A 15,635-nucleotide genomic window follows, 5' to 3' on the forward strand; every position below is an offset into this window, starting at 1 on the left:
CACATGTGAAAAAATATAACTGAAAATTCCGTAAATAACATTGGTCGCTGTCGACAATAATCGTTTTAATTTTTGAGCACATTACACAAAAAAAGAGACGGGGAGAGCCCGTCTCTTTTTTTGCGCCTGTTAAGAGGCTTTTTTGAGGAGAACCGAAAACCGGAACGCCATCAAAAGGCTTACGGCGCCGACAACGATAAGAATCGTGCCGAGCATATGAAAATGGCCGGCGGTAATTTCTTTTCCGAAAAGAATGCCCAAAATGACAGAAGACAAAATCGAACCGAGATACCGGCAGGTCTGAAACAGGCCGGACGTTGTTCCGACCATGTCGCCGGGGCTCGTTTTCAGCATGGCCGCCTGAAACGTGACATTTCCGAGGCCGTAGCCGACACCCAGCACGGACAGGATCAGCCCTTTTCCTATCATAGGCGCCTGAAGAAAGAAAAACGTTAACAGCACCGCCCCGATCGCAGTCAGGCAGGTTCCGGCAACAATCGGCTGAAGAAGCCCTTTCTTATCTATCCATTTTCCGGTCAGGGGCGACACCAGGATACTCATGCCCGACATAAACAGCATAATCAATCCGCTTGTCTGAACGGACAAATGCATTTCATCCTGAAAATAGCTCGGAAGCCCGAAAAAGATGCAGTAAAAGAATATATTCAGCAAAATAAATTGAATATACACCGACGATAGTTTCCGGTGCGTTTTAAACAGCCTGACATCTATAAACGGCTTCTCTGTTTTCAGCTCACGCCAGATAAAGAGCCCGACAAACAAAAGCCCGAATACGCCTTCTGTATAGTGAGGCTTCGTACTGAAGGACAATAAAAACGACAGGAGAAGGATAATCGCTCCGGCAAACAGGAGTATCCCGATCGTATCAAGCTGGCGGAGCACGCCTTTCAAGCCGCCGATCTCGCGTTTTTCATCTTTCGGAAACATATACATTCCAAGAAAAAAGCTGAGAATGATAAACGGCAGATTGACGAAAAAGATTGCCGGCCACCCTCCCCAAACGATCAGAAAACCGCCGAGAGTCGGACCGAGCGCCGTCATGGCTGATGCAAAGATTGACAGGACGGCCAGCGCCGAAGCCTGCTTCTCCTGTATATTTGAACGGATCAATCCGACGCCGGACGGATATATCGCGCTGCTTCCGATCGATTGAAAAAGCCGCATGATCAGCAAAGTCATAAAAGTCGGCGCAAACGGCGCGCCGACCGCCGAGACGGCAACAAGCAGAAGCCCGATCAAAAACAGCTTCTTCCTGCCGAGCATATCACCGAGCTTCCCGGTAACAGGCTGCGCCACCGCGCTGGCCAGATAAAAGGACGATATCAGCCAGGACACCGTTGTAAACGACAGGTGAAATTCATGCTGAATACTGTGAAGCGCAAGAGAAATCATCGACGAGTTCAATGGGTTCAGCATCGTCCCCGAAGCCACGGCCGTCAAAAACAGGACGCGGCTTTTTTTGGAGAATGTCATTTTGTCTGTGCGATAAATTCTTCCGTCGTCCGGCTTCTGCCGATTTTCGGGAAGATAAACTTGAGTGTCGCTTCGTGCTGTTCATCGCTGAATGTCGCCATCGCGTCAGTTACGAAAACTTGCTGATACCCGAGCTGAAAAGCTTCTCGCGCCGTGCTTTCCACACCGATGTTTGTCGCAATCCCGCATAACACAATTGTGTCGATTCCCCGTCTTCTGAGCTGAAGGTCCAGGTCCGTGCCGAAAAACGCGCCCCACTGCCGTTTTGTTACCGTATAATCGTTTTCTTTCACTCCGATTTCAGGCACAAATTCAGCCCAATCCGCCGGCGGAGCCGAATGGCCCGCCGCCTCTTCATCCGTCAGCGGCTTCAGCGCATCCGCTCCGTCATGAAAATCCACGTTCACAAAGCTGATAAATCCGCCTTTTTCCCGGAACACATCAATTAATTTTTTCGCGTTCGGCACAACCGTACCGCTTTTATCCATCGGCACAATGCCTTTTTGTAAATCAATAATGACCAAAGCCGTTTTTTCAAATTGCAGATTTAATGATGTTGTCATAATGATTCCTCCTGATGCAGTTAGTGTTTCTCACCCCGTTTATTTTACTCTTTCCCGGACAGGATTTCTTCCGCCGTGCTCCGGCGCTCTTTTTATGGATATAAAGTCGCACGGCGCCCATTTGAAAAAGCAGCATTATGAACGCAAAAAACCATGTCAGATAACCTTACATGAAAATGTTTTATCGTTCTTTTTTCTCTATAATAATGAATTAATCACAATTACATTCTGAATGAGACGGAGGAATACAACATGCAGATGGGCGATACAGTATTTATGTTCTTTTGCGCTTTACTCGTGTGGCTGATGACCCCCGGGCTGGCTTTGTTTTACGGCGGAATGGTAAAAAGCAAAAACGTGCTCAGCACGGCGATGCATAGTTTTTCTTCTCTCGCCATCGTATCCGTCGTTTGGGTTTTGTACGGATATTCACTTGCTTTTGCCCCCGGCAATACATGGCTTGGCGGGATTGAATGGGCGGGGCTGAAGGGGGTCGGCTTTGAACCCGGAAGTTACAGTGATACGATCCCGCATTCCTTGTTCATGATGTTCCAAATGACGTTTGCCGTACTGACGACGGCCATTATTTCCGGAGCATTTGCTGAACGCATGAGATTCAGTGCTTTTCTTGTATTTTCCTTTTTGTGGGCTTCCCTCGTATATACCCCCGTTGCGCACTGGGTATGGGGCGGCGGCTGGATCGGCCAAATGGGCGCTCTTGACTTCGCAGGCGGAAACGTCGTCCACATTTCTTCCGGAGTCGCCGGGCTCGTGCTGGCGATTGTGCTCGGGAAACGCAAGGACGGCACGGCGGCTTCCCCTCACAACTTAATTTACACGTTCTTGGGCGGGGCGCTCATTTGGTTCGGATGGTTCGGCTTCAATGTCGGCAGCGCGCTCACGCTTGACAGTATCGCGATGTTTGCCTTCATTAACACAAACACCGCGGCTGCGGCCGGAATTATCGGCTGGATTTTAATCGAATGGATGCTGAACAAAAAACCGACCATGCTGGGTGCTGTATCAGGCGCTATTGCCGGGCTTGTCGCCATTACGCCGGCTGCCGGGTTCGTTACGCCATTCTCTTCCATCGTAATTGGTTTCATCGGCGGGCTTGTCTGCTTCTGGGGCGTGTATTGGCTCAAAAAGACTTTCGGTTATGATGATGCGCTTGACGCTTTCGGCCTGCATGGGATCGGCGGGACATGGGGCGGCATTGCGACCGGTTTATTCGCCACCACTTCCGTCAATGACGGCGGGGCAAACGGGCTGTTTTACGGCGATCCGGGACTGCTCTGGAAGCAGATTGCGGCCATTGCGGCAACCTATGTATTTGTATTTATTGTCACTTTCGTTATCATTAAAATTGTAGGTCTGTTCATTCCCCTTCGCGCCAGTGAAGAAGAAGAGTCACTTGGGCTTGATTTAACGATGCACGGGGAAAAAGCATATCAGGACTTATAAAGTGAGGAGTGGCTTAGATGAGCGGTCAAATGTTCAAGGTAGAAATCGTTACGCGTCCGGCTAAGTTTGAAACATTGAAACAGGAACTCGGTAAAATCGGAGTCACATCGCTGACCTTCTCCAACGTACACGGCTGCGGCCTTCAAAAAGCCCACACCGAACTGTACCGCGGAGTCAAAATTGAAAGCAATGTGTATGAACGGCTGAAAGTGGAAATCGTTGTCAGCAAGGTTCCCGTTGATCAAGTCGTGGAAACGGCGAAAAAAGTGCTGAAAACGGGAGAGCCCGGAGACGGCAAAATATTCGTCTATGAAATCGGAAACACGATTAATATCCGCACCGGAGAAGAAGGACCAGGAGCTTTATAAACAGACAGACGCCCGGAGACAGAAATGTCCCGGGCGTTTTTTCTGGCTTCATTAAAAAGAAGAAACCTTTTTTTCATGCGGGGCAGGACGCTTATGCCGTACGGGTTGTTTTTTCGCATATGTACTGATATTGACCAGTATGCCGCACAAAAACAGCGTCATAATCAATGAAGAACCGCCGTAGCTGATAAACGGAAGCGGTACACCCGTAACCGGGAGGAGTCCGCTCATCGCTCCCAAATTCAATACAACCTGAAACATTAATTGAAACGTAATTCCGATGGCAAGAAGCTTCCCGAACGGGTCATCAGCCCGCACGGCCGTTTTTACGCCGAGAAGCATTAACGCAAAATATAATCCCAAAACGATCAGAACACCGAATATCCCCAGCTCTTCGCTGATCACGGCCATAATGAAATCGGTATGCGCCTCAGGCAGATAGTTCATTTTTTCAACACTGTTTCCAAGCCCTCTTCCGAAAAACCCGCCTCCGGAAATAGCAAAATAGGATTGAATCAGCTGATAGCCGTCCCCGTTCGCGTCACCAAACGGATTGGTAAAGGAAACGAGGCGCTTCACACGATAGGAAGCGGAAAATGCGAGATAAACAACCCCCGACACCGCCGTCGCGCCGAGCACGAACAGATGGCGTTTTTTCAAGCCGGCACATAATAAAATCGACCCGCACGCCGCCAGGATTAAGGAAGCCGTCCCTAAATCAGGCTCCGCCAATGTCAGCAGAAAAGCGGTCCCCAAAATCACTAATGGCGGCAGAACCCCTTTCACGAATTGATGAATGTACGGCTGCTTTTTCGTATAAATCGAAGCGAAATACAAAATCATGGCGATCTTCGCCAATTCAGACGGCTGTACGACAAGCGGGCCCGCTCCCAGCCACCTGCGGGAAAAATTCCGCTCCAGCCCGATTCCCGGTATCAATACGAGCAGCAGCAATACCAGCGAACCGACCACAAACAGCGGTACAAGCCGCGCATACCGCTTATACGGCAGACAGGCGGCAAATAGAAATAAGCATAATCCGATCAGTAAAGAGGTACTTTGTTTATGGAAGAAATAGGATGGATCTCCGTACCGCTGAGACCCCATCACATCACTGGCGCTGTACACCATTAACAAGCCGAATCCGCAAAGCAGCATAATGACAAACACAAGCGGCAGATCGGCGTTTTTCAAACGTTTCAGCAACGGACAAAACTCCTTCGGCTATTCTTTTCCCGCATACTTGACGCACAGTAATACAGTCACGTTTCATTCTGTTTACTTTTTTATGATTATTTTTAATACCAATTGTGTCTCATAGAAAAAAGCATTACACTGTTCATATAAAATAAAGATAAAAGGTGATATTTGTGAATTACGAACTATTTAAAGCGATCAATGGTTTGTCGCACCATAGTGCCATTCTCGACTCTATCATGGTATTTATTACGGAATACGCCATTTACGCCTACGCCCTTTTCCTGCTTGCCATGTGGCTGTTCGGAAGCACAAAAGGCAGACAAAACGCACTGTACGCGGGCTTCACGGGTGTTGCGGCGCTTATCGTCAACTACCTCATCACGAAGGTCTATATCGAGCCGCGCCCCTTTGTCGAGCATACGGTTCATACGCTGATCCCTCATGCCGCGGATGCTTCATTTCCGAGTGACCATACGACAGGCGCTTTGGCGATTTCAATTGCGATTCTGTTCCGCAACAAAAAACTCGGCTGGCCGCTTGTGATTTTCGGCCTTTTGACCGGCTTCTCAAGAATTTGGGTCGGCCACCATTATCCGATCGATGTGCTCGGAAGCATTATCGTTTCCCTCATTGTCGGATTCCTGCTGTTCAGATTCTCAAATGTGCTTCGTCCGATTGTCGATCTGATCGTGCGAATCTATGAAAGTATCGTTCATAAAAGCAAATCGACAAACCATAATATATAAAAAAAGCCGGCGTCTGTCACAGACTGCCGGTTTTTGTATGTTTGGCTGTATGCTTTTTCCTTTGTAAAGCACAGAATGCGGCAATGCCGAGACTGTCAATCAGCACATCGCGGAGGCATCCGTTTCTCCCGAAAAAGAGCTGGACGATTTCTGTCAGGAAAGCGGCGGCCAATGCATACAGCACCGCCCTCTTCATGCGCCTGCGCTCCCTGAAAAACAAATAGGCGAGCACAAAAAATGAAAACGCGTGCCCAAGCTTTTGAATCGCCGCTTCCGGTATGGCGAGCTCCGCCATATCGAACACAAAGAAACCGGACATATCCGGATGGGGCGTGAAACGGAAGGACACCGTCTGCGACACAATCATATCGTGAAAGCTTTCAGTCAAAGCAGAAACGAAAACAAAGACGAGCCACCCGGCCGCCAGACATTTATTCATTCAGCATCTCCTTCGTTTTCTACTAGTATAAAGGCACCTGCGGCAATATGAAAAGCGCCTATCAGAGCTGATAGGCGCTTTGGGATCAAGATTACTTGCCCGAATCTTTCATTGAGCCGTAATCTTTACCATCTGTCTTGTCTTTTGTGCCGTCCTCTTTGTCACCTGGTTTTTCTTCGGTTTCTTTTTTAGGCGTCACATCTTTTTTCTCGGAAGACTGCTGAATTGCCCCTTCCGTTTCTTCTGTCACAGCATTTTTCTCTTCAGCCGCCGCTTTTTCAATAGATGTTACCGGCTTGTCCATAAAATTGAGCGGGTTCATCGCTACGCCGTCCTTGCGGATTTCAAAGTGTACGTGATTTCCGCTTTCTTCACTGTAAAGGTTTTTTCCGGATTTACCGATGACCTGGTTCTGCTTTACTTTGTCGCCCTGATCCACGCTGACTTCAGATAAAGACTGATAGACAGTAGACAGGCCGTCTGAGTGTTCAATTTCAACCACATATCCCAGTACCGGGTCTTTAGCAGCTTTAACAACCGTACCGCTCAGAGAAGCAGAAACATCAAATGATTTTCCGTCTTTCTCAGCTAAGTCAATTCCTTTACTGAGGCTGTACGTGTTATTATAGTTAACAAGTGCTGCTTCTTTCTCTTTTTTTGCGGCATCAGTTTCATAAAACTTTTTCACAACAGAAACATTTTCAGAATGAGCAGCCGGCATTGCGACGTTTTCCATTGACTTGCCTACTTCGACGGCATCATCTTTGCCGCTGTCATACGCGGAGTTTCCGCTGTTGTTCGTCAGATTGTCCTTCACATCATTCGAAACGGATTGATACCAAAGGACAGCTGTTAAAATGACGGCCGCACTGACTAAGTAGATTGCAGGGAATATCCAGCGTTTGCGAAAAAACCGCTGAAGTTTTTTGACTTGAGAAGTTTTCTTTTCTTCCTCTCTCATTTGTTCATCACCTCAGCAACATTCTGAACACTTTTCTGAAAATATATACACATCCATAAAAAACTTTTTTGGAAATAGTATGTGCAGATTGCACTTGATTATGTAATGAAATGTGAAGGGAGATCCCGGAATATGAATTTGACCCTGCGCAAAGCCGTATTGGAGGATTTAGATGCGGTGGTGGCCATTTACAACTCGACGATTGCCTCACGAATGGTAACGGCTGATACGGAAGAAGTGACGCCCGCAGACCGGATGGATTGGTTTTTGCGGCACACGGACCGGCGCCCGCTGATGGTCGCGGAAGATGAAACCGGCAAAGTGGCGGCCTGGATCAGCTTTGAAACGTTTTACGGCCGTCCGGCCTATGACAAAACGGCGGAGATCAGCATCTATCTGCATCAGGATTGCCGCGGCAAAGGAGCAGGAAGCTTTCTGCTGAAAGAAGCCCTGGCACTCGCTCCGGCAATCGGCATCCGCAGCCTGATGGCTTTTATCTTCGGACATAATGTGCCGAGCATTAAGCTGTTTGAAAAATTCGGTTTTACCGAATGGGGCGTATTCCCGGGTATCGCCGAAATGGACGGAAAACGATATGACTTGAACATTTTAGGGAGAGAACTGTCATGATCACCATCGATAAAGACAAAGACGAAAACCAGCCGCTCAATAAAAAAGCCCGTTCCCTTGCCGACATCGCCAAATGGGGAAAGATCACCGCCGTGTTTCTGATCATCACGGGCTCTCTTTCCGCTCTGTCAGCCATTGTGACGCTGCTTGGAGCCATTCCGGGGGTCCTGCTCATCATTTCCGGCGTCATGCTGATGCGCTCGGCAAAAGCGGCTGCCGCCCTTCAGGAAGGACTAGAAGAAAACGCGGAAGAAAATATGCTTGCACATTACGCATCATTTATCAAAATGCAGTTTTTTTACGCGGCATCCAGTGTGGTATTGGGCATTCTCGCTTTTATTTTAGTCGTCATCTTCGCTGTCATCGGAATTATCGCTTATCACAGCACTGATACGTATGACACGCCTGATTCATATTACTATGAGAACGACCCGGTGTTTGAATGACAAAAAGAGCTGATCGCGCGTCAGCTCTTTTTTAATAAAGCATTTCTTTTTTCCGGTCTTCTTCCGTTAAAAATTCAATAAAGCTCTTCATCGCAGACGGCTCCTCGGCAATCAGCCGGGTATAGGCGCTTTTCCGTTCCTCGGACAGAATATCGCTTTTTCTGATTCTGTTCAGCATATAAAGGCGGATCGTTTTTTGCACCTGTTTCCGCTGATAGCCGGCTTCCTTAAACAACGCAAGACCCAAGGCCGCAAGGAGTGCAAAAATGCCGGCCGACACGAGAGCTCCTCTCCCGGAAGGGGCCTGAATCAAAAGCGATGCCAGATGAAACAGACTAAAAGCGGCGAGCGGGAAAGCAAGAAAACGGTAAATGATGCTTTTTTTCATCAGCGGCGCAATGGCGATTTGTATTTTCTGAATTTCTTTTTTTATGAATCCCGGCAATTGTTCCGCATGCTCCAGCTTCATGCCCTCTCCCCTTTGCTGTCATTTTTGTCTTCTTTTTCATATATGCATATTTTAACGCACCCGGAACTTTCTTTGAAAGAAAACTGCATTCATCTTTGATTCCGGCTCTTTATTCTTTCAAAATGTCAATGTTATAATTTGAAATGGGAATCAGATTGCTGCACTTGTCGGAATACTAATGGGCACAGTCTTGATAAATATGATATAGCGGGGTTGCAAAGTGAGCATTTCATTTATTTTATTCGGATTTTTTTTCGTTTTAAATATACTTTTGGCCGTCATCATGATTTTCAAAGAAAGACGCGATGCCAGCGCTTCATGGGCTTGGCTCTTGGTTCTTTTTTTTATTCCCATTTTAGGGTTTATTTTATACCTGTTATTCGGCCATAACCTGAGACGCAAGCATCTGTTTCAATGGGAAGACCGTAAAAAAATCGGGATTGAAAAGCTGCTGAAGTCTCAGCTGAAAGATCTGAAGTCGAGGCAATTCCAATTTAACAACAGAGCGACTGTGGATAATAAAGACCTCATCTATATGCTTGTCATGAACAACCACGCAGTCTTTACAGAGGATAATTCGGTGGAGATTCTGACGGACGGACGCGATAAGTTCAAACGCTTAATGAAGGACATTTCCAACGCAAAAGATCACATTCACCTTCAATACTATATTTATAAAGGTGATGAACTGGGAAAAAAATTGCGCGATGCCTTAGTGAAAAAAGCACGCGAAGGCGTAAAAGTCAGAGTGTTATATGATGAACTCGGTTCAAGATCACTCAGAAAAAAATTCTTCAAACCGCTGCGGGACGCCGGCGGCCATGTGGAAGTCTTTTTTCCTTCCAGGCTTCGTCCAATTAATTTGCGGCTCAATTATCGGAATCACCGCAAGCTCGTCATCATTGACGGCGAAACCGGCTATGTCGGCGGCTTTAACGTCGGAGATGAATATCTCGGCCTGAATCCGAAATTCGGCTACTGGCGCGATACGCACCTCAGGCTTCAAGGCACGGCGGTACACGCCATTCAGACACGGTTTATCCTCGATTGGAACCAAGCCTCCCATCATCATACGCTCACATACGTTCCGAATCATTTTCCGGAATGCGAGCCGAAGGGCAATGTCGGGATGCAGATTGTCACGAGCGGACCGGATTCAGAATGGGAACAAATTAAAAACGGCTATATCAAGATGATCTCAACGGCCAAACGGTCAATCCTGATTCAGACGCCTTACTTTATTCCTGACTCAAGTCTTTTAGATGCCCTCAGGATCGCCTGTCTGTCAGGCATCGACGTCAAAATCATGATTCCGAACAAGCCGGATCACGCTTTCGTTTACTGGGCGACTTTATCTTACATCGGCGATCTTTTGAAAGCCGGAGCCTCAGTCTACATTTATGACAACGGCTTTATTCATGCAAAAACGATTGTCGTCGATGATGAGACGGCTTCAGTCGGTACGGCGAATATCGACGTCAGAAGCTTCAGACTTAATTTTGAAGTCAACGCCTTTATTTATGACGTCACCATCGCGAAAAAACTCATTTCCTCATTTAAAGAAGATCTGCTCGTCTCCAGAAAATATACGTATGAAGAATATCAGGAGCGTTCGCTGCGGATCCGCATTAAAGAATCGATTTCAAGACTTCTTTCGCCGATTTTGTAATTCCCGGGGTGTTTCTCGGGAATTTTCTGATATAAAAACGGACACGGCACGAAAAAACACATTTTATATTCAAAAGAATGACCGAATAGTGTATAAATGAAAAGTGAGTATTTTTTTGTAAAGGAGTGCCATAGTTTGAAACCTGAATCAGTGAATCGTTCGCTTATTTCTATTTCGAAATGGGGAAAAGCGACAGGTATTTTATTTATTATCATGGGTGCGTTTGCGGCGCTGTCGGGCGCGTTTTTCTTTTTAATCGGAGCCATTCCCGGCGTTCTGCAGATCATTGCCGGCATTTTTCTGATGCGCTCGGCAAATGAAGCGGGACAGATGGCGGAGCAGTTCAATGAACTGACAGAGGAACATATGCTGGAGAATTATGCAAAGTTCGTGAAAATGCAGGGGATCTACCTGATTGTGACGGTCGGCTTGTCCGTTCTCGGTATCGTTCTCTTCATTGTCCTCATGACGCTCGGCATCATGGACGGCGTGTTTAATAATATTGATGCCAATACATATTAAAAAGGAAAATCCCGGCGCATCCGCCCGGGATTTTTTCTTATTCCGCTTCTCCGATAACGGGAAAGCGTTCGTTTTTGTGCTTCGGATTATCCAATTCGTCCAATACGGCGATGGCATAATGGCGCAGCTGAAACGCTGTCTGCAGATATTATTTCAGACATTCCGGCTTCAGCCAGACGTGTCGCCGCCACATCAAAAAAGCTTTTCCTCAGAGTTTCAACTGAAATCACTCAATTGTTCGACTGTTCCTGATCAGGTTTAGAAGCAAGAATTGTGATTCTGCAAAATAAGGATAAAAGCCATGGCGGAACAAGACCGCTTATCATACATTTTTTTGGGTCTTTGTAATTAAATTACAATTGTTCTTAATATTCACTCATGTATTCATGCTATTATATTGAAAGGAACGATCAAAAGCGTTGGCGTTCGTAATTGTTTTAAATATTTACGAGTGCTGCCTCATGTCAAAGTCAGAAAAAATAGTATAGGAGGTAACATATGTTTAAGTTTAAAAAGAAATTCTTAGTTGGATTAACGGCAGCTTTCATGAGTATCAGCATGTTTTCGGCAACCGCCTCTGCAGCTGGCACAGATTACTGGCAAAATTGGACTGATGGGGGCGGAACAGTCAACGCAGTCAATGGATCTGGCGGGAATTACAGTGTTAATTGGTCTAATACCGGAAATTTCGTTGTTGGTAAAGGCTGGACTACAGGCTCGCCATTTAGAACAATAAACTATAATGCCGGAGTCTGGGCGCCGAATGGCAATGGATATTTGACTTTATATGGCTGGACGAGAGCACCTCTCATCGAATATTATGTAGTGGATTCATGGGGTACTTACAGACCTACCGGAACGTATAAAGGTACCGTAAAAAGTGATGGAGGTACATATGACATATATACAACGACACGTTATAACGCACCTTCCATTGATGGCGATAACACTACTTTTACGCAGTACTGGAGTGTTCGCCAGTCGAAGAGACCAACCGGAAGCAACGCTACAATCACTTTCAGCAATCATGTTAACGCCTGGAAGAGCCATGGAATGAATCTGGGCAGTAATTGGGCTTATCAAGTCTTAGCGACAGAAGGATATAAAAGCAGCGGAAGTTCTAATGTAACAGTATGGTAACAGCTCATCTTTAATTAGGGGCAGCTAACGGGCTGCTGATCGTTCCTTGAGAAATTTTATAATGATTGTTAAGAGGCGAACGGTTTTGGCATTACCGGAGGCAGGATATTCTCCATCAGTTTTCGCGTATTAAAATAAGAGTGCCGTCATTTTTCGGTAACCCGCTTACAACAGACACCTTCACATAAGCCTTAAGCAAAATAAAAATATCACGGTTACCACCTCCTTTAGTTCATTAAACAGATCGCAACCCCGCATCCAGGCTTGCCTGAATATGGAGCCAAAACCGTGATTTCCTCATTATCACTTGCAACCATTTTTGTTACACCAATAGCGGCATGAACCCATCTCTTTTTAACAAAAGAGATGATTCATTACATCATAAAGGGACTTGCTCGCAAGTTCATTCTCCATTGCCCGCTGTACGCTTCCGAACGTCTCATCGAGCGCGCGCTGAATATTTTTGCCGACCGGACAGTCGGGGTTCGGATTGTCGTGAACCGCAAAAAGCTCTTCCCTATTCTGCACCGCCCTGTAAACCTCTAAGAGGGTGATCTCCGACGGATCTTTTTTCAGGCTGGCTCCCGGAACACCCGCCCGGGAAGTCAGAATACCCGCTTTTTTCAGCTGGCTGATCGTTCTCCGCACGACGACGGGATTGGTGTTTACGCTGCCCGCAATCATGTCCGATGACGCCCGTTCATCCGTTGAGATCAGCGATAGAATGTGAATGGCCACAGCAAGACGGCTGTTAATCATGTTTTTCACCACCGTTGTAACCACAATGGTTACATTTCATTTGTTTGTCAACTACTAATATACACTAAAACGGGCGGCAGGATGAAATCAAGTTGGCAATAGAGGTGTAAACAGGCCGGCGGGAAACCGGCCGGAGAGGGATTAAAATAAGAAATAACGCTGTCCGAGCGGAACATAGCTGACGGGCTGGCATGCCAGCTCTTCTCCGTCGGCGAACACCTGATAGGTTTTCGGATCGACTTGTATATTCGGCATCGCGTCATTCAGCTTCATGTCGAGCTTACTCAGCTTACGGATATTCCGTACGGGAGAAATCATTTTTTCAAGGCCGAGCTTTTCCGGCACACCGTTTGCGATACCGGCCTGGGACATAAATGTAATAGAGGTATTTCGGTTTGCTTTACCGTATGATGCGTACATCTGCCGCATAAACACGGGTTCAGGCGTCGGAATGGAAGCATTCGGATCTCCCATTTGGGCGCGGGCGATCATGCCGCCTTTGAGCACAAGTTCAGGTTTGACGCCGAAGAAAACCGGGTCCCATAGTACGAGGTCGGCAAGCTTTCCTTTTTCAACGGAACCGACTTCATGGCTCAGGCCGTGAGTGACGGCCGGGTTGATCGTGTATTTAGCGATATAGCGTTTGGCGCGCACATTGTCATTGCCGTTTTCTCCTGATAGAGCGCCGCGCTGTTTTTTCATTTTATCGGCAACCTGCCATGTCCGGATAATCACTTCTCCCACCCTGCCCATCGCCTGTGAGTCAGATGACGTCATGCTGATCGCGCCGATATCGTGCAGAATATCCTCCGCCGCAATGGTGGCCGCTCTGATGCGTGAATGACTGAATGCCACGTCTTCAGGCACTTTTGAATCTAAATGATGGCAGACCATCATCATATCAAGATGCTCGTCCATCGTGTTGACGGTATATGGAATCGTCGGCGTCGTAGAGGACGGCAGGATATTGGCGTAAGATGCGAGTTTCATAATATCCGGTGCGTGGCCTCCGCCGGCTCCCTCTATGTGATATGTATGGATAACCCGTTCGCCGATCGCATCAAGCGTATTTTCTAAAAAGCCCGCTTCATTTATCGTGTCTGTGTGAATCGCCACCTGAATGTCCGCCTCATCCGCTGCTTCCATGCAAGCTTTAATGGCGCTTGGCGTTGATCCCCAATCTTCATGCAGCTTCAGGCCGATCGCACCTGCTTCCACCTGCTCGATCAGCGGCGCTTTATCGGATGCATTCCCTTTTCCTAAGAAACCGACGTTGATCGGAAACTCCTCGGCCGCTTCCAGCATTCTCGACATGTACCATGCACCGGATGTACAAGTCGTCGCTTTACTTCCCGTCGCAGGACCCGTTCCGCCGCCGAGAAGCGTGGTCACGCCTGAAGAAAGCGCGACTTCCATCTGCTGCGGGCAGATAAAGTGGATATGCGTATCCACCCCGCCGGCCGTTACGATTTTCCCTTCGCCGGAAATGACTTCTGTTCCGGCACCGATAATCATGTGCGGGTCCACCCCATCCATAATATCAGGGTTGCCGCTTTTCCCGACGCCGACAATCCGGCCGTCCTTCACCCCGATATCCGCCTTGACGATTCCGGTATAATCCAGGATAACGGCGTTTGTAATGACCAGATCAAGCGCTCCGTCTTTCCCGGTGATACGCCCGTTCTGCCCCATGCCGTCCCGGATTGTTTTCCCTCCGCCGAAAATCATTTCTTCACCGTAATTCGTGAAATCTTTTTCGACTTCAATCCATAAATCCGTATCTCCGAGTCTGACTTTGTCTCCCGTTGTCGGTCCGAACAGTTCTGCGTATTGCTCACGTGACATTTTCATCGGATCGCCTCCTCCATCCATCCGGCTTTTTTAAGATTTGACAGCGTCTTCTCTTTTCCCCGCTCATCCATATACGTATCGGCCATGCCGTTGAGACCTCTGACCGTTTTTCGCCCTCCGATTTCCACGAGCGTGACGGTTTTCTCTTCTCCCGGTTCAAAACGGACAGATGTGCCTGACGGGATATCAAGGCGCATGCCGATTGCTTTGTCCCGATTGAAGGAAAGGGCGCCGTTGGCTTCGGCAAAATGAAAATGCGATCCTACCTGCACTGACCGTGTTCCGTTATTGGTGACTGACACCTCCAGCGTCTTCCGGCCTTCGTTAATGGTGATGGTCCCCTTTGCGACTTGAATCGCTCCCGGCTTCATGACTTCACCTCCGCTTTGATCGGCTGATGAACGGTGACAAGCTTAACCCCGTCCGGGAACGTCGCTTCCACCTGAATGCTGTCCAGCATTTCCGGAACGCCTTCCATAACGTCTTTTTCCGTCAATACATTGCGGCCGGATTCCATCAGCTCAGCAACGCTTTTTCCGTCTCTCGCGCCTTCCATCAGATAACAGGTCAAATATGCGGCGGCTTCAGGGTAATTCAGCAGAACGCCGCGCGCCTTCCGCTGCTTAGCGAGCTCTCCCGCCGTAAAAATAAGCAATTTTTCTTGTTCAACCGGTGTCAATTTCATCTGTATTCCCCCTTAGTGATAGTCAAACACAATCCGCATGGTCATACCGAAACGATGCAGGCGGCCGTCACCCCCTTCACCTCATGAAATGTTAAGTGATAAAAGTTATTCGACGGTGAACGGCCCGATTCCTTTTGCAGAATTTACCGATTTCTCATTTTTTTCTTCAACAAACGTTTAATCAAATGTGAAGAAAGGTTACATTCTATGTGAATATTATAAAGAAATC

The 15,635-nt window shown here is 47.5% G+C and carries 18 protein-coding genes and 1 pseudogene; 8 read left to right on the forward strand and 11 right to left on the reverse strand.

Annotated features, from left to right (window positions below; translation table 11 throughout):
* Nucleotides 1-129 precede the first annotated feature (129 nt).
* The gene (locus BXO87_RS08620; protein ID WP_038460148.1) at nt 130-1,494 is read right to left on the reverse strand and encodes an MFS transporter; all 1,365 of its coding nucleotides are present in this window, start codon (nt 1,492-1,494) and stop codon (nt 130-132) included.
* Nucleotides 1,491-2,057: an isochorismatase family protein gene (locus tag BXO87_RS08625; RefSeq protein WP_007614320.1), complete on the reverse strand. Its 567-nt coding sequence runs from the start codon at nt 2,055-2,057 to the stop codon at nt 1,491-1,493. The genes BXO87_RS08620 and BXO87_RS08625 overlap by 4 nt, the downstream gene beginning before the upstream one ends.
* 252 nt (nt 2,058-2,309) lie before the next feature.
* Here BXO87_RS08625 and BXO87_RS08630 point away from each other — a divergent pair, with 252 nt between their 5' ends.
* On the forward strand, nt 2,310-3,521 hold the full coding sequence (locus tag BXO87_RS08630) for an ammonium transporter (protein WP_003151223.1): 1,212 nt from the start codon (nt 2,310-2,312) through the stop codon (nt 3,519-3,521).
* Nucleotides 3,522-3,538: 17 nt separating this feature from the next.
* Nucleotides 3,539-3,889 carry a P-II family nitrogen regulator gene (locus BXO87_RS08635; protein WP_003151222.1) on the forward strand — a complete coding sequence of 117 codons (351 nt, stop codon included), beginning with the start codon at nt 3,539-3,541 and terminating at the stop codon, nt 3,887-3,889.
* 51 nt (nt 3,890-3,940) lie between these two features.
* Here BXO87_RS08635 and ftsW read toward each other — a convergent pair whose 3' ends face one another.
* Nucleotides 3,941-5,095, reverse strand: a complete 1,155-nt coding sequence (ftsW, locus tag BXO87_RS08640) for a putative lipid II flippase FtsW (RefSeq protein WP_038460150.1) — start codon at nt 5,093-5,095, stop codon at nt 3,941-3,943.
* A 164-nt stretch (nt 5,096-5,259) separates the two neighbouring features.
* Here ftsW and BXO87_RS08645 point away from each other — a divergent pair, with 164 nt between their 5' ends.
* Nucleotides 5,260-5,835: an undecaprenyl-diphosphatase gene (locus tag BXO87_RS08645; RefSeq protein WP_012118646.1), complete on the forward strand. Its 576-nt coding sequence runs from the start codon at nt 5,260-5,262 to the stop codon at nt 5,833-5,835.
* A 16-nt stretch (nt 5,836-5,851) separates the two neighbouring features.
* On the opposite strand, the gene BXO87_RS08650 is transcribed toward BXO87_RS08645, so the two are convergent.
* A complete protein-coding gene (locus BXO87_RS08650) occupies nt 5,852-6,274 on the reverse strand; it encodes a VanZ family protein (RefSeq protein WP_038460152.1) in 423 nt (140 codons plus the stop codon).
* 91 nt (nt 6,275-6,365) lie between these two features.
* Entirely contained in the window at nt 6,366-7,235 is an 870-nt protein-coding gene (gene spoIIQ, locus BXO87_RS08655; protein ID WP_038460154.1) for a stage II sporulation protein SpoIIQ, read from the reverse strand.
* 138 nt (nt 7,236-7,373) lie between these two features.
* Here spoIIQ and BXO87_RS08660 point away from each other — a divergent pair, with 138 nt between their 5' ends.
* Together BXO87_RS08660 and BXO87_RS08665 are read left to right on the forward strand one after the other, a co-directional pair.
* Nucleotides 7,374-7,865, forward strand: a complete 492-nt coding sequence (locus BXO87_RS08660; RefSeq protein WP_087920810.1) for a GNAT family N-acetyltransferase — start codon at nt 7,374-7,376, stop codon at nt 7,863-7,865.
* Nucleotides 7,862-8,311, forward strand: coding sequence for a DUF5362 family protein (locus BXO87_RS08665; protein WP_007407573.1), 450 nt, complete (start codon nt 7,862-7,864; stop codon nt 8,309-8,311). Before BXO87_RS08660 ends, BXO87_RS08665 begins: the two co-directional genes overlap by 4 nt.
* Nucleotides 8,312-8,342: 31 nt before the next feature.
* On the opposite strand, the gene BXO87_RS08670 is transcribed toward BXO87_RS08665, so the two are convergent.
* The gene (locus BXO87_RS08670; protein WP_014419085.1) at nt 8,343-8,780 is read right to left on the reverse strand and encodes a DUF5392 family protein; all 438 of its coding nucleotides are present in this window, start codon (nt 8,778-8,780) and stop codon (nt 8,343-8,345) included.
* A 220-nt stretch (nt 8,781-9,000) separates the two neighbouring features.
* Here BXO87_RS08670 and cls point away from each other — a divergent pair, with 220 nt between their 5' ends.
* Nucleotides 9,001-10,449: a cardiolipin synthase gene (cls, locus tag BXO87_RS08675; protein ID WP_007407575.1), complete on the forward strand. Its 1,449-nt coding sequence runs from the start codon at nt 9,001-9,003 to the stop codon at nt 10,447-10,449.
* Between the two features lie 135 nt (nt 10,450-10,584).
* Nucleotides 10,585-10,971: a DUF5362 family protein gene (locus tag BXO87_RS08680; RefSeq protein ID WP_032875973.1), complete on the forward strand. Its 387-nt coding sequence runs from the start codon at nt 10,585-10,587 to the stop codon at nt 10,969-10,971.
* Nucleotides 10,972-11,008: 37 nt separating this feature from the next.
* Here BXO87_RS08680 and BXO87_RS21015 read toward each other — a convergent pair.
* Nucleotides 11,009-11,089 (reverse strand): annotated as a pseudogene (locus BXO87_RS21015) (NAD(P)-dependent oxidoreductase); the annotation flags it as partial.
* A gap of 380 nt (nt 11,090-11,469) precedes the next feature.
* On the opposite strand from BXO87_RS21015, the gene xynA reads away from it, so the two are divergent.
* Nucleotides 11,470-12,111, forward strand: coding sequence for an endo-1,4-beta-xylanase XynA (gene xynA, locus BXO87_RS08690; RefSeq protein ID WP_038460158.1), 642 nt, complete (start codon nt 11,470-11,472; stop codon nt 12,109-12,111).
* A gap of 354 nt (nt 12,112-12,465) precedes the next feature.
* Here the strand turns inward: xynA and BXO87_RS08700 are convergent, their stop codons facing one another.
* The 4 genes from BXO87_RS08700 to ureA form a co-directional block, all read right to left on the reverse strand.
* Nucleotides 12,466-12,870 carry an Rrf2 family transcriptional regulator gene (locus BXO87_RS08700; RefSeq protein WP_007614341.1) on the reverse strand — a complete coding sequence of 135 codons (405 nt, stop codon included), beginning with the start codon at nt 12,868-12,870 and terminating at the stop codon, nt 12,466-12,468.
* A gap of 141 nt (nt 12,871-13,011) precedes the next feature.
* Entirely contained in the window at nt 13,012-14,721 is a 1,710-nt protein-coding gene (gene ureC / locus BXO87_RS08705) for an urease subunit alpha (RefSeq protein WP_038460160.1), read from the reverse strand.
* Complete coding sequence (gene ureB, locus BXO87_RS08710) at nt 14,718-15,092, reverse strand: urease subunit beta (RefSeq protein ID WP_003151199.1); 375 nt, start codon at nt 15,090-15,092, stop codon at nt 14,718-14,720. The genes ureC and ureB overlap by 4 nt, the downstream gene beginning before the upstream one ends.
* Nucleotides 15,089-15,406 (reverse strand): urease subunit gamma, encoded by a 318-nt coding sequence (gene ureA, locus BXO87_RS08715; protein WP_007407581.1) that lies wholly within the window; start codon nt 15,404-15,406, stop codon nt 15,089-15,091. Before ureA ends, ureB begins: the two co-directional genes overlap by 4 nt.
* Nucleotides 15,407-15,635: the final 229 nt, after the last annotated feature.

Origin of the sequence: Bacillus sp. GZB (genome assembly GCF_001975995.1) — a bacterium.
Lineage (GTDB): Bacteria > Bacillota > Bacilli > Bacillales > Bacillaceae > Bacillus > Bacillus velezensis.